The 13,972-nt window shown below is 36.6% G+C and carries 11 protein-coding genes; 3 read left to right on the top strand and 8 right to left on the bottom strand.

The genetic code is table 11. The features are described from left to right. Nucleotides 1–46 precede the first annotated feature (46 nt). Both LZ480_RS13740 and ytaF read right to left on the bottom strand, forming a co-directional pair. Complete coding sequence (locus LZ480_RS13740; protein WP_332844043.1) at nucleotides 47–2,638, bottom strand: cation-translocating P-type ATPase; 2,592 nt, start codon at nucleotides 2,636–2,638, stop codon at nucleotides 47–49. A gap of 250 nt (nucleotides 2,639–2,888) precedes the next feature. Then, a complete protein-coding gene (gene ytaF / locus LZ480_RS13735; RefSeq protein WP_241370102.1) occupies nucleotides 2,889–3,524 on the bottom strand; it encodes a sporulation membrane protein YtaF in 636 nt (211 codons plus the stop codon). Nucleotides 3,525–4,232: 708 nt separating this feature from the next. On the opposite strand from ytaF, the gene LZ480_RS13730 reads away from it, so the two are divergent. The 3 genes from LZ480_RS13730 (at nucleotide 4,233) to LZ480_RS13720 (ending at nucleotide 7,926) form a co-directional block, all read left to right on the top strand. Next, on the top strand, nucleotides 4,233–6,551 hold the full coding sequence (locus LZ480_RS13730) for an ABC transporter permease (RefSeq protein WP_241370101.1): 2,319 nt from the start codon (nucleotides 4,233–4,235) through the stop codon (nucleotides 6,549–6,551). A 4-nt stretch (nucleotides 6,552–6,555) separates the two neighbouring features. Further along, nucleotides 6,556–7,314 (top strand): ABC transporter ATP-binding protein, encoded by a 759-nt coding sequence (locus tag LZ480_RS13725; RefSeq protein ID WP_241370100.1) that lies wholly within the window; start codon nucleotides 6,556–6,558, stop codon nucleotides 7,312–7,314. 84 nt (nucleotides 7,315–7,398) lie between these two features. Next, nucleotides 7,399–7,926 (top strand): DUF2179 domain-containing protein, encoded by a 528-nt coding sequence (locus LZ480_RS13720; protein WP_241370099.1) that lies wholly within the window; start codon nucleotides 7,399–7,401, stop codon nucleotides 7,924–7,926. A 222-nt stretch (nucleotides 7,927–8,148) separates the two neighbouring features. Here the strand turns inward: LZ480_RS13720 and LZ480_RS13715 are convergent, their stop codons facing one another. From LZ480_RS13715 to nagA, 6 genes are all read right to left on the bottom strand, one after another. Beyond that, entirely contained in the window at nucleotides 8,149–9,024 is an 876-nt protein-coding gene (locus LZ480_RS13715) for an ROK family protein (protein ID WP_241370098.1), read from the bottom strand. Between the two features lie 16 nt (nucleotides 9,025–9,040). Further along, complete coding sequence (locus LZ480_RS13710; RefSeq protein WP_241370097.1) at nucleotides 9,041–10,057, bottom strand: SIS domain-containing protein; 1,017 nt, start codon at nucleotides 10,055–10,057, stop codon at nucleotides 9,041–9,043. A 10-nt stretch (nucleotides 10,058–10,067) separates the two neighbouring features. Next, nucleotides 10,068–11,006, bottom strand: a complete 939-nt coding sequence (gene pfkB, locus LZ480_RS13705) for a 1-phosphofructokinase (RefSeq protein WP_241370096.1) — start codon at nucleotides 11,004–11,006, stop codon at nucleotides 10,068–10,070. Then, on the bottom strand, nucleotides 11,003–11,845 hold the full coding sequence (locus tag LZ480_RS13700; protein WP_241370094.1) for a class II fructose-bisphosphate aldolase: 843 nt from the start codon (nucleotides 11,843–11,845) through the stop codon (nucleotides 11,003–11,005). Before LZ480_RS13700 ends, pfkB begins: the two co-directional genes overlap by 4 nt. 72 nt (nucleotides 11,846–11,917) lie before the next feature. Further along, complete coding sequence (locus LZ480_RS13695; RefSeq protein ID WP_241370092.1) at nucleotides 11,918–12,649, bottom strand: GntR family transcriptional regulator; 732 nt, start codon at nucleotides 12,647–12,649, stop codon at nucleotides 11,918–11,920. A gap of 127 nt (nucleotides 12,650–12,776) precedes the next feature. Continuing rightward, nucleotides 12,777–13,958, bottom strand: coding sequence for an N-acetylglucosamine-6-phosphate deacetylase (nagA, locus tag LZ480_RS13690; RefSeq protein WP_241370090.1), 1,182 nt, complete (start codon nucleotides 13,956–13,958; stop codon nucleotides 12,777–12,779). Nucleotides 13,959–13,972: the final 14 nt, after the last annotated feature.

Raw genomic sequence — 13,972 nt, 5'->3', positions numbered from 1 at the left:
ATTAAAACCTGCTCGCTTAATTTAGGATACCAAGTTAACTCATTACCTAACTAGCCCTTAAAAGTAGCTTCTCAAGCTGAATAATAACTAGCGGAATCAATGATAATACATAAATCATTAGATATTGGAAGTCATTCAAATCTGCTACTTCAAAGAATCCTGTAATTAGTACGAAGTTAAGTAATGAAAATCCGATTAAAAAAGCAATCCAAACGGATAAATTTGAAAAGATTCCAAGTTTAAAAATAGATTCTTCCGATCGGCAATTAAATCCGTGTATGAGCCTTGATAAACATAATGTTGCAAATGCCATCGTTGTCGCTACTCCTGTATCACCTGACAATAGTCCAATTTGGAATGCGATGATAGTGACGGCTGCGATAATCGCCCCTTCAAACCCTACTTGGGAAACAAATTTTTTATTTAGTAGCGGCTCATTTATGTTTCGCGGCTTTTCCTTCATGAGCTTTTTATTATGTGGCTCTAAACCAATGGCAATCGCCGGTAAACTATCTGTTAATAAATTTATAAATAATAGATGAATAGGTAGAAATGGCGCTGGTAATGCAAAAAGTGTTGCATATAAAACGACGATAATCGCTCCAGCATTCCCAGATAATAGAAACTTAATGGCATTTTTAATATTTGCATAAATACTTCGCCCATTTGAGATGGATTTAACAATGGTTAAAAAATTATCATCGATTAAAATCATTGCGGAAGCATCTTTTGCCACTTCTGTTCCTGATTTACCCATTGCCACACCAATTTCAGCTTGTTTTAATGCTGGGGCATCATTTACACCGTCTCCCGTCATCGCCACAACATGTCCTTTTTCTTGCCAAGCCTTGACAATACGGATTTTATGTTCCGGTGTGACACGTGCATAAACGGAGAACTTTTCTACTAGAGCCTTCAATTCCCTATCTGAAAGCTTTTCAATTTCCTTCCCTTCAATCGCTTCACTAGGGTCTTTTAAAATACCCAGTTGCTTTGCTATCGCTACTGCAGTAATTTTATGATCCCCTGTAATCATGACAGGTTTGATGCCCGCTTTGATACAATCTGCAACTGCTTGTGCAGATTCTTCACGAGGTGGATCCATCATGGCTATTAATCCGACAAAAGTTAAATCCTGCTCATCTTTTTCAGTTGTATTAGAAGAAAATACATCTTTATACGTAATTGCAATTACCCTTAACCCAGCATTTGAAAAGGTCTGATTGACCTGTTTAATTCCTTCTAGTTGTTGCTTCGTGATGACTGAACTATTGCTTGATTGGATTCGATTAATACGTGGGAGAAGTACATCCACTGCTCCTTTTGTAACCATCACGTAATGACTCCCCATTCGATTAACTGTACTCATTATTTTCCGAGTGGAATCAAAAGGTATTTCACCAACACGTTGATGAAGACCACGTATAATTTGCTCATTTAATTGATATTCGCGCCCTAACTTTACAAGTGCTAATTCTGTTGGATCGCCAATTTGCTTATCCTCGAATATAACGGAATCATTGCAGAGCATTGCCAAATCGAGCAATTTTTTATGATGCGGATTGACCAGTTGCAACTGATCATATGCGATAATCTCCTCCCCTGTATATACCTCTTGAACCGTCATTTTATTTTGAGTAAGTGTCCCCGTTTTATCTGAACAGATAATTGACACACTTCCTAAACTTTCTACTGCATGTAATTTACGAATAATGGCATTCTCTTTTGCCATATTTTGAGTCCCCACAGCGAGAACTATTGTCACAATCGAACTGAGTGCTTCTGGAATCGCAGCAACAGCTAATGAAACAGCGAACATAAAGGAATCCACTAACTCACGACCTCGAATAATATCTAGTCCAAATATAATGAGACAAATTATGATAATTCCAAGTGCAAGACGTTTTCCAAAACGGTCAAGACTGACTTGTAATGGCGTTTTTTTCTCTTGTGCATTCTCCAGTAAGTTCGCGATTTTTCCAATCTCTGTGCTCATTCCGATAGAAGTAACAATCGCTTTTCCTCGGCCACTCGTTACAAAACTACCAGAGAAAACCATATTCCTCTTATCTCCAAGTGCAATATCTGTTTCGTGAATTGTATTTGCGTTTTTATCAATCGCTAATGATTCGCCTGTTAATGAACTTTCGTTTAATTGCAGACTATAACTTTCAATCACCCTACCATCTGCACTAATAAAGTCCCCAGCTTCTAAAATAAGCAGGTCCCCAACGATAACATTTCTTGATGGTATTTCAATAACTTCTCCGCCACGCTTTACTTTTGAGACGGGCGCCGACATTGCTTTTAAACTGTTTAACGACTTTTCGGCTTTTACATGCTGAACAGTTCCCAAAATTGCATTTAAAACAATCACTACTAGAATGACTAGAGAGCTTCCCACATCTCCAAGAAATATTGAAATAATTGCAGCAGCAATTAAAATGATGACTAAAAAATCCTGAAATTGCTCCAATAAAACTTGAAAAACATTTTTCCGTTTGCCTTCTTTCAGTTCGTTATAACCATACTTTTTATGCCGAGAACGAACTTCGTAATCTGTTAATCCATGTTGCGTTACGTCTAACTTTCTCATTACCTCTTGTACGGATGCTCGGTAATATTCTGTTAAATTCACGAGAAACCTCCTTCAAGTTTTTTGAGTGTTGCAAAATAGCGAAGGTCCTTACAAGGAAAATCTGTGTTTTCCATTTTAAAACCACATTTAAAATCTTTGAACTCTCACAACAACACTGTATGAGAGTTTTAGCGTTAAAATGAGTATGTAGCATTAAATTTCTTCAAATAAATATAGACATAAATTTTTCTTACTACGTAAAAATACGTTAATCCAAATTTAGATTAACGCCTTAAAATTAACTATTAATTTATAATTTAAAGATCCCCAGTAGTATCAAAACAATACCAGGAAGTACTGCGAGGTTTTTCATCCATGTAACATTAGATAAAAGCTTGCCAATACTAATGCCCGCTAAAATAAAAATCGTACAAGAAACAGTTACAATTATAGAAAATAAAATTGGGGGTAAGTCGATTAAAGCTGCACTAACTCCTGCACCAAACGAGTCCAGGGATAAGGCTAATCCTAAAAATAAGGCTTCCTTACTGCTTATATTCCCGGATCGATCTAAGTCAGCTTCCACTGGTTTTTTTAAGATTTTAATAATGATTGCAAAAGTTTTCAATTCAAATGTAATAACTTTGCTGCCTGATTGGTCTTCTGTTTTCGTTTTTTTTGAAGTGAAAAACTGATAAAGAACCCAAATCCCTATCCCAATTAGTATAATCCCACCTAGTCTTTGCTCAGTTTCATATGAGATGAAATGTTCGATAATTGTACCCATTCCCATGGCAACCAGTAGCACTAAAAATGTAGTTGATGAAATAATGAATATTGATTTAAAAGGAATCGACACTTTTCGCATTCCATAAGTTAATCCCACTGTTAAACTATCAAGACTCAATGCAAACCCTAAAAGTAATATAGAAAGTAACTCGCCCATTATTTACCCCTTTCAGAAAACCATCTTGTTATTTTATGAATTAGGATTGCATTATGTCACATTGATAACTTTTCAAGTTAGGGTTAATTTCTGTCGATCCATGCTCAATCACTTTCCCTTCATGGATTATAATGACTTGATACGCATTTTCCTCCGCAAGAATTAAATGATGGTTCGAAAACAATACGATATGTTTTTGATTTCCTTGCACCATTCGTTCCTACCTGTGCTCAAGATTGCTCTTACGTGGACTTCTCTTTTCTACTCCACTCAATATAACGGGTTCGTTATGCCTTTACTTTGATAAAAATGAAACTTTTGGAAATTATATCCTGTATATATAGCAGGAGGTGATTCTAAGAAATATTTTTAATTGGGACAATTATCTGGCTAATATGTATTTTCGTAAATTTGGGATGTTCATATGGTGCACGTCCTTACAAGTTCAATTAGTTTTATTCTTTCGTTGCTGCAATGCTTTTATCTAGCTCTTTCATAAGTGGGAATGGAACAAAGGCTAACGTTGCAATCGAATCAAAAAGAACGACATAACCGAAATAACTTTATCTGTCGTTGTTTATTATTACCTTGCCTAATTTTATTGTGGTGTTCTTGTTTTATTATTTACTGTAGCGGAATAGTTTTTTGTGACATTGGGATTTATTAATGGTGTTGTTATGATTTCACGTATGAAAACAGAGGTGATATATGTATTTCAAAATAATCCGTAATGACATGTTAAAGAGTAAATTAATTACGCTGACAACCGTATTATTTGTTGCTTCGGCAGCTATGCTTGTTTCTCTCGCTGCGATACTCATGGTCAATCTATCAGGTGCGCTTGATACGCTAATGACTAAAGCGAAAACACCTCATTTTATGCAGATGCATTCAGGAGAAATTGATACTACAAGGCTTATTACTTTCGCAGAGCAACATCACAATGTTGACGAATTTCAAATAGCTGAATTTCTTAACATTGATGGAGCTCAGATAATTTTAGGGGATCGTTCACTTGCAGGGAGTGTTCAGGATAATGGCTTTAGCATCCAGAATAAAAACTTTGATTATCTTCTTGACCTTGATGGAAACGTCATACATGTAGCTGATGGCGAGCTGTATGTACCAATCAATTACATGCGAGACAAAATAACGAAGATTGGTGACAAGGCAATAATAGGTGGCAAAGAATTGACCGTTGCAGGATTTCTTCGTGATTCACAAATGAATTCCACCCTTTCTGCCTCAAAAAGGTTTCTTGTTAGTGAACGAGATTACGAGAAAATAAAAAGTGTTGGTAGTTTAGAGTATTTAATTGAATTTAGATTAAAGGATTTATCAAAGCTGAGTGCATTTGAAACGGCTTATGCCTCTGCAGGGTTAGAAGCAAATGGACCAACAGTTACTTATAAACTCTTTAAAATGATGAACGCACTATCAGATGGCATGATGATTGCCGTCATACTTCTTATCAGTGCGCTAGTCGTTAGCATCTCATTTATGTGTATACGTTTTACACTTTTAGCAAAGATCGAAGACGACTACCACGAAATTGGCGTTATGAAGGCTATTGGATTGCGTGTTTCGGATATCCAAAAGATTTATCTTGCTAAGTACGTAGTAATCGCCTTAGTAGGGAGTGTCCTCGGCTTTTTGCTATCTCTTTTCTTTAAAGGCATGCTTCTTGAAAATATTCGCCTCTATATGGGGGAAATTGAAAGCTCCTCTATTGCCACAGTTTTGGGGATGCTCGGTATTTTATTTGTATTCTTTTTTATTATCGCCTATGTAAAAGGTGTTCTAAAACGATTTCGAAAAATATCCGTCGCGGAGGCCATTCGCTTTGGCTTTTCACAAGAAAAAAGTGTGGGTACAAAACGTTTTATGTTAAGTAAAAATAAGCTCCTAAACACAAATGTTTTTTTAGGTATTAAGGATGTTCTTGCAAGAAAAAGGCTTTATGCTACGATGCTGTCAGTGTTCGTGATTGCATCATTTATTATCATTGTTCCTCTAAATCTTTACAACACGATTTCCTCCAAGAGTTTCATTGGATATATGGGGATTGGTAACTACGATATGCGAATAGACATTCAACAAACAAACAATATTTCCGAAAAAGCTAATGTAATTTCTAAGAAAATAAGTAATGATCCTACCATTACGAATTATGCTGTTTATACAACAAAGCTTTTTAAAGTGAAAATGGAAGATGGATCGGAAGAAAATATAAAAATTGAACTTGGCAACCATTTAACTTTTCCTATTGAATATTCAGCCGGTAGAGCGCCTAAAACAGAAAATGAAATTGCCCTTTCGACGATGAACGCAGATGAGTTGAACAAAAAGGTTGGGGATGTCATTACACTTATGATTGCTGGGAAGAACAAAGAGCTAGTAGTAAGCGGCATCTATTCGGACATTACGAACGGTGGCAAAACTGCAAAGGCCACATTTGCTGACAATTCAGCAGACATCGTGTGGAGCATTATCTGCACTGAAATTTCAAATTCAACTTTAATAGCAAAAAAGGTTTCGGAGTATAAGGATAGTTTTAACTTCGCTAAAGTGTCAAATGTAGATGAATATGTGCTACAAACATTTGGTTCTACAATTAGCTCAGTCAAGCTCGCATCCAAAGCTGCAATAGTCATTGCGCTAAGTATAACGGTGTTAGTCACTCTGCTATTTATGAAACTTCTTGTCGCAAAGGATCGATATTCGATTGCTGTCATGAAGTCATTAGGCTTCACAAACGCCGATATTAAAGTGCAATATGTTTCAAGATCGATATTAGTTGTACTAGTCGGTATTATTCTAGGAACACTTCTAGCAAACACTCTTGGAGAGGTACTTGCAGGTTTAGTGATTTCCTCATTTGGAGCGTCTTCGTTTACGTTTGAAATTGATTTACTGAAGGCATACCTATTTGTTCCACTGTTAATGATGAGCATGGTACTAATCGCGACAATCATTGGAACTTCTGGCGCTGGACGAATAAAAATTTCTGAAAATATAAAGGGGTAGGTATATGAATACAATTGTGAGCGCTGAACATATAGTAAAATCCTTCGGTGAGGGCAATGAAATACGGAATGTTTTAGACGAAGTATCCGTTGAAATAAATGAAGGCGAGTTTGTTGCGATAATGGGCCCATCAGGATCCGGAAAATCCACATTGATGTTTGCACTAAGCGGAACAGATTATGTTAGTAGTGGCAAAGTCGTTTTTGACAGCAAAGATATATCTGAGATAAATGAGGAAAAACTTTCTGATATACGTCGATTAAAAATGGGCTTTGTTTTTCAACATCCTACATTACTTAAAAACCTGAATATTTTAGATAACATTATTCTTCCAGCAATCCATGGCGATCGAAAAAATGCCGGAAAGATTATGAAAAAGGCACGTATGCTTATGAAAAAAGTCGGCATTTCTGAGCTTGAAACACGTGATATTACACAGGTTTCAGGAGGTCAACTTCAGCGTGCTGGCATTTGCCGAGCACTAATGAATAATCCAAAAATCATTTTCGGTGACGAGCCTACAGGTGCGCTTAATTCGAAATCTGCTGAGGAGATAATGGACCTATTTTCTGAAATCAACGCGGACGGTACGACCATCCTGCTTGTCACTCACGATGCAAAGGTTGCAGCGCGAACAGAGCGAATTCTATTTATGCAGGATGGAAAAATTGTGAATGAAATGAAGCTCCCGAAGTTTGATGGAACTAATATTAATGGAAGAGTTGAAAAGATAATCGTTAAAATGCGAGAAATTGGGGTATAAATTCTTTATAGAAATAAAACTAATGCAACCGATGCAAGAATTCCACCCTTGTGGGCATACTCTCTAGAAAAGGATTCGATTCTATTGAAAGAAATTTTACTCATACTACTACTTCAACTTATATATGTTCCGTTATTTACGCTTCGTACGATATTCCTTGTTAAAAATATTACGATGCTCGCAGCACTTATTGGGATTGTGGAAATGCTGATTTATGTATTTGGTCTTTCGCTCGTATTCAATGGAGATCAAGGACTTCTCGCAATGATCGTTTATGCGGTCGGGTTTGGTCTTGGTATTATTATTGGGACGCGCATCGAGCAAAAGCTTGCGATTGGCTATATTTACGTAACGATTAATACGCAAAGTCGTAATGAGCAATTGATCAAAGTTATTCGTGAAGAAGGTTTTGCAGTCACAACTTATATTGGCGAAGGACGCGACAGTCAACGTTTTAAATACGAAATCTTAACGAAACGTAATCGTGAGAAAGAATTATTTATGCTCGTCGAACACCATGAACCGAATGCCTTTATTATTTCCTATGAGCCAAAGTCGTTCAAGGGCGGATTTTTAGTCAAACGTATGAAGCAACATAAGAAACATCAATAGCAAGTACTCCCTAAACTTAGTGTCAGCCAATGCACTAAGTTTTTTCTTTTGAATCTTGATGCCATTGTTGGTTTTGCCATTGTTTCAGTAGGCGCAAATATTGGATTCATAAGTGCTTACAAAAGAAGAGCTCTACACAATCTTTGTCATGTAAAGCCCTTCCTCTATTTTGATATCGAAATTAATTCTTAAAATTGCTCGTACAACTGATGCATTACAGTATTATTTTGCTGCTGCACCAAAAAGTCCTGCTTCCCCTTTATTAAGGCTACTTTCAATAATTTGCTCCTTCTCTGCAAAAGGTGTTTCAGCAAAACTTTGTTGTAATAGTAATTTTAGTTGTTCTATCACTTTAGGGTGATGATTGAAAAAACCGCCCCCCAAAACGATGCAATGTGGGTCGAGCAATAGAATCATTTGGTGCAATTGTTTTACCATTGCTTGAATTAATGGCTCTAAAATTGTCCCAACTATAGCATTACCTTGATAGTAAAGTTCCATCATTTCTTTCAGTGTAATATTAGGATTCCCCAGTAAATCCCTTCCCACTTTCTCAATTGTTGGCCCAGCTACTGTTTGTTCTAAAGTACGCCCTTCACCATCTAAAATATGAAAACCTATCTCTCCAGCTAATCCAGTTCCTCTAAGAAACTCACCGTTTACGATCGTACAGCAAGAAATACCTGTACTCAATGTTACATAAACCATAGTTTCCTTAGAAAATGACCTTGCACAATACTCGCCCCAAGTAGCCATGTATACATCGTTATCCATTTTAACTTCGGCATTTTGAAACACCTCTGCTAAACAATCACAAATAGGAAAGTTTGCCCAAGGGATGTTATTTTGGTAAACGGCTATCCCTTTTTCGATATCTACAATACCCGGTAAACCGATACTTACTTTGGAAATTTCATCAAATGAAATAGCCTTTTCTGTACAAAGTTGTTCAAAACTTTTCACTAAACTTTGATATAACGCCTCTCGACTGGAAGTATCACTAGGAACCTCTAGTTTAGACAATAATCGTTCCTCTTTATTAAAAATAGCTGTTGCTAATTTTGTTCCACCAACATCTGCTACTAATGTATAGCTCATCAATTCACCGCCTATTTTAAGATAGGTTTACAACTTGTGTTAAGTTACGTGGTTTATCAGGATCAAAACCTTTAAAGATCGCACGTTGGTAAGCTAGTAGTTGGAAATATGGTACTACTTCCACTAGGCGATTTAAGTCATCCAAATTATCCGAAAGCTTAATAATTACATCTGCTTCTAATTGCTCAGATGCAACACCGATTACAACAACAAATCCACCAAGCTTTTGAATATCTTTAATTAATGCTTGATCGAAGTTTTGTGTTTCCTTTTGAGTAAATAAGATAATCACAGTTTCATTATCTACAATAGAAATTGGACCATGTCGGAATTCTAAATTAGAATAACTTTCACATTCCGTTTGCGTCATTTCCTTAAGCTTTAATGTTGCTTCTTTAGCCAGGCCATTATATGCACCTGACCCTAAAAAGATGAAACGTGTTTTGTTTTTGTCCTCTGTTACTTGCTTTAATGGCTCACCGTTTTCTAAAGCTACTTTTACAAGTGCTGGAATCTCTTCTAATTGGTTCATTAAATCTGACCGATTGCTTTTCTTTGCTGCATACAATTGTAGAGCATAAAGCATATTCGAAAAAGATTGCGTCATGACAACACTTTTTTCTGAAATATGATCTAGTGCGATCACTTCATCTGCTGCATTAGCCATTGGTGTATTTCCGTTACATGTTACAGCCATTGATTGTATATTTGTATCACCTTTCAAATGCTCTAACGCCATAATAATTTCTGAAGTTGTTCCTGATCGTGAAATACCGATTAGATTATATTTTTTATTAGCTAAAATATGTGTATCTTTGTGTAAAAACAATTCAGATGCAGGTACTGCCACAGCAATTTCTCCAGTTGCAGATTGATAATAACGTGCAGCCGCAATTGCTAAATAAAATGATGTTCCGCACCCTGTAAACAACGTAATGTCAACTTCTGCATCGTTAAATGTCTGTGCTTGAACAATCTCTTTTGTTTTTTCTAACTTTTCTGCTTGATTCATAATCTCATTATATGTGTACATAATCATGCTCCTATCTCACTTTAACATTTGTAATTTGTAGCTCTTTTAGTAAGCTTTCAACTGATTCCTTTTGTACTTTCGCAATTTCCTTCTCTCCTGCATTCACGGAACCACATGCAACCGCCCATCTGTACGCTTCTTCATCGCTTGCCCCTTGCGAAAGTTTATAGATCAATCCCGCTAAAAAAGCATCTCCGCTACCAACTGTATTCACTACATTTATTTTTGGGGCATTTACTTGATAAATACCCGTAGAATTAATAAATAAAGCACCTTTTTCTCCTAATGAAAAACAAACATGCTCAATCCCTAAATCACGTAGCTTTTCACCAGCTTGAATCAGATCCTCTTGCTTCTCTACTGGCTTCCCAATTAATTGACTTATTTCATCTTCATTCGGCTTTATGGCAAATGGAATTGCTTCAATACCTTGCTTTAATGCCTCTCCACTCGTATCAAGGGTGACACGAACACCTTTTTGTTTTAAAAGATGAATAATCGTTGCATACGCATTTGGTGGTAGCCCTTTCGGTAGGCTGCCCGAGAGTACTAAATATTCCGAACTTTCAGCTTGGACTTCAACCCATCGCAACATTTTTTTCCATTCATGCGGCTGTATTGTCGGACCCTCTTCTAAAAGTTCAGTCATTTCCTTTGTTTGGTAGTCTGTCACTGTTAGACAAATCCGACTTTCGCCTTCTATTTGTATAAAACTAGTTGGCAGTCTTTGTTCTTGAAGAGATGCTTTAATTTTTTCTCCATTTAATCCACCAATAAATCCACCGATTAATACATCTCCATCAAGCGCTTTAATAACACGTGCAACATTTATCCCTTTTCCGCCGCCTTGTTGAAACTTCTGCATTACACGATTTGTTTGACCCATTACGAAAGAATTCATTTCATAAACTTGGTCAATCGCAGCATTTAATGTGACAGTTGTGATCATTTTTGTAACATCACAATCTTTTGTTCTACTAACTTAATAATTGCTTCACGTGCTGGAAGGAAGTACTTTCTTGGATCGTTCTCATTCGGATTTTCTATGAAGAATGCTCTTAGTTGTTCAGCAAATAAATCTTTTAGCTCTGTTGAGAAATTGACCTTGGCAATTCCATAATTCAATGACTTACGTACACTCTCTTCTGATACACCAGAAGCGCCATGCATTACTAATGGGATGTTTGTTACACGATGGATTTGGTCTAATAATTCGAATTGAAGTTTCGGTTCTTGTTTATATTTCCCATGTGCTGTACCAAATGCTGGAGCAAATGATTGGATACCCGTTTCCTTTACAAAACGTTCAGCTAAATGCGGGTCTGTGAAAAAGGCATTCTTTTCATCAACAACTAGGTCATCTTCTACACCGCCAATTGTTCCTAGTTCTGCTTCTACAGGTACATTTATCACACTTGCAGCCTCTACTACTTTTTTAACAAGATTGATATTTTCTTCAAAAGGTAATTTCGAACCGTCAATCATCACAGACGTATAACCTGCTCGTAAACATTCCATAACGACTTTTAATGATTCACCATGATCCAAATGTAAGGCTACTGGTACTTTTGCTTGTTCAGCAGCAGCCTTGGCAAGTGCAATCATATAAGGCATTCCAACATATTGATACGTACTAGAGGTCGTTTGTAAAATAACTGGTGCCCCTTCTTTTTCTGCGCCTGCAATAATCGCTTTAATAATCTCTAAATTATGTGCTCCAAAAGCACCAATTGCATAATTATTTTGGTAAGCATCCGCTAACATTTCTTTCGTCGTTACTAATGGCATAATAAGCTTCCTCCAAGTTTGGGTTGTTGGTATAACTAAAGTTAAAAAAATTTACATGAAATCTCAATGAATTCAATTTAGTTCAGTATAGAATCTACAACGGTCGCCTCTCACGATCGAAATGCAAAATTCCACTGGTTTTCCGAATGTATCAAATGCGGTACGTTCTAATAATAAAGCTGGTTTGCCTGTTTCTGTTTTCAGGAAACGAGCCTCTTCTTCCTTAATAAGGACTGGCTCAAATGCTTCCTTTGCTCTCACAACACTAATGTTAAATCGTTGTGCTAATAAACTATACAAAGAAGAGGAGCTAACCTCTTGTAATAATTCAGTGTCATTAATAATACTTTTCGGTAAAAAAGAAGATTCCAATACAATTGGTTCATTATCTGCAAAGCGCAGTCGTTTTATTTCAATGACCTGCTCATCTTCCTGTAATTCAAGGGCATTTTTTACTTTAGTCGACGGGTATAGTTCCTGAATGACGAGTACTTCATCTCGTGGGTTTAACCCCTTCTCCTGTAACACTCGGCTAAAACTATAAAAGCCACTGAGAGATTGTTCGAATCTTGGTTTAGAAACGAACGTGCCTTTTCCTTGAATTCTGTATAATTTCCCTTCTTGTACTAAGTCCTCAATTGCCTTTTTAACTGTGTTACGGCTAACATGGAATATTTCCATTAGTTGATTTTCAGAGTCAATTTTATCCTCAGGCTTCCACTCACCCGATTGAATTTTAGTAGATAATCTTTGTTTCAACTGATGATACAACGGTATTACACTAGCTTGATCTAATGGTTTCATCTTTTACTCATCCTTTTTTAGGGTATTTTAATCATTATACCCTTTCCCTTTCTTCAGCACGAAATTCTCACTTCTAAAGCATTGATTCGTAATTGATTACTATTGCTTCCTATTGATAGGTCCATTCCTACACTTTTTCAAAAGCGATATTACCTAAGCAGAAGGTTTTTTCAATTTCTCCATCGGCATTCAACCAAACAATATCTGCATCTTTCCCTACAGCAAGCGAGCCTTTTTGGTCAGCTATCCCTAAATGAGTTGCTTGATTTAAAGAAACGAGATGTGTTTGTTCTATCATGGATAGATGTAACCATTTTTCTACGTTTTGCCTAGCTTCATTCATATTTAAAACGCTACCCGCTAAAGAGCCTGTTTTTCGTTGTATACAGTGGTTGTCGAATACTTCTACTTCTTCTCCACCTAATGTATAAATCCCATCCGGCATTCCTTTTGCACGTATACCATCTGTAATGACAAGCATACGCGACAAACCTTTTAATTTGTGGACCATTACTAATAAATCTTTGTGGAAATGAATATTATCCGGAATAATCTCCACATAAACTTCTTCATCTAACAGAACTGCACCTACCACGCCTGGATCACGGTGATGGATTCCCCTCATTCCATTGAACAAATGAGTAGCATGTGTAACACCAGCCTTTATGGCGCGGTTCGTCATGTCATAATCAGCATCAGAGTGACCAATCGAAGCAATGACATTTTTATTTGTTAAAGTCTGAAGAAATTCAAAGTTTATATCTTCCTCGGGTGCAAAAGTGACAAGTTTAATGTCTTGATTGGACTTTTCGTATAAATTATTAAATTGAGTAGCATCCGGCTTTAGTATCGCTTCCTCTGGCTGTGCACCTTTTTTAGAACGGTTAATAAATGGACCTTCGAGATGGATGCCGATCATTTCAGGCACAGATTCGGACTGTTCTTTTTTATATAAAGCTAATGCGTCTATAGCTGCCTCTATTTCTACCATTGGACAAGTCATCGTCGTCGCTAAAAATGCTGTTACACCTTCACTTGCCAAATATTTAGCGATTTTTTCATAACTTTCTATGTCGCCATCCATAAAATCATATCCAACTGCACCATGTACATGGATGTCAATCATTCCTGGGATTATATACCCTTGCTGCTGACAATCAATAATTTCTTCAGACCCTGCTAGCAATGGGAAATTCCCCATTGAATCAATGATTGTAATCTTTTTATCTGTTATTTGTAAAAAACCATTTGTTAAAACTCGATCTTCCATTACGATATTTGCATGAGTAATGTATGTTATCTTATCCATCAAGTCACCCCTTC

The sequence above is a fragment of the Solibacillus palustris genome, assembly GCF_022549215.1.
Classification (GTDB): domain Bacteria; phylum Bacillota; class Bacilli; order Bacillales_A; family Planococcaceae; genus Solibacillus; species Solibacillus daqui.
This window is presented reverse-complemented; position numbering and strand designations above follow the sequence as displayed.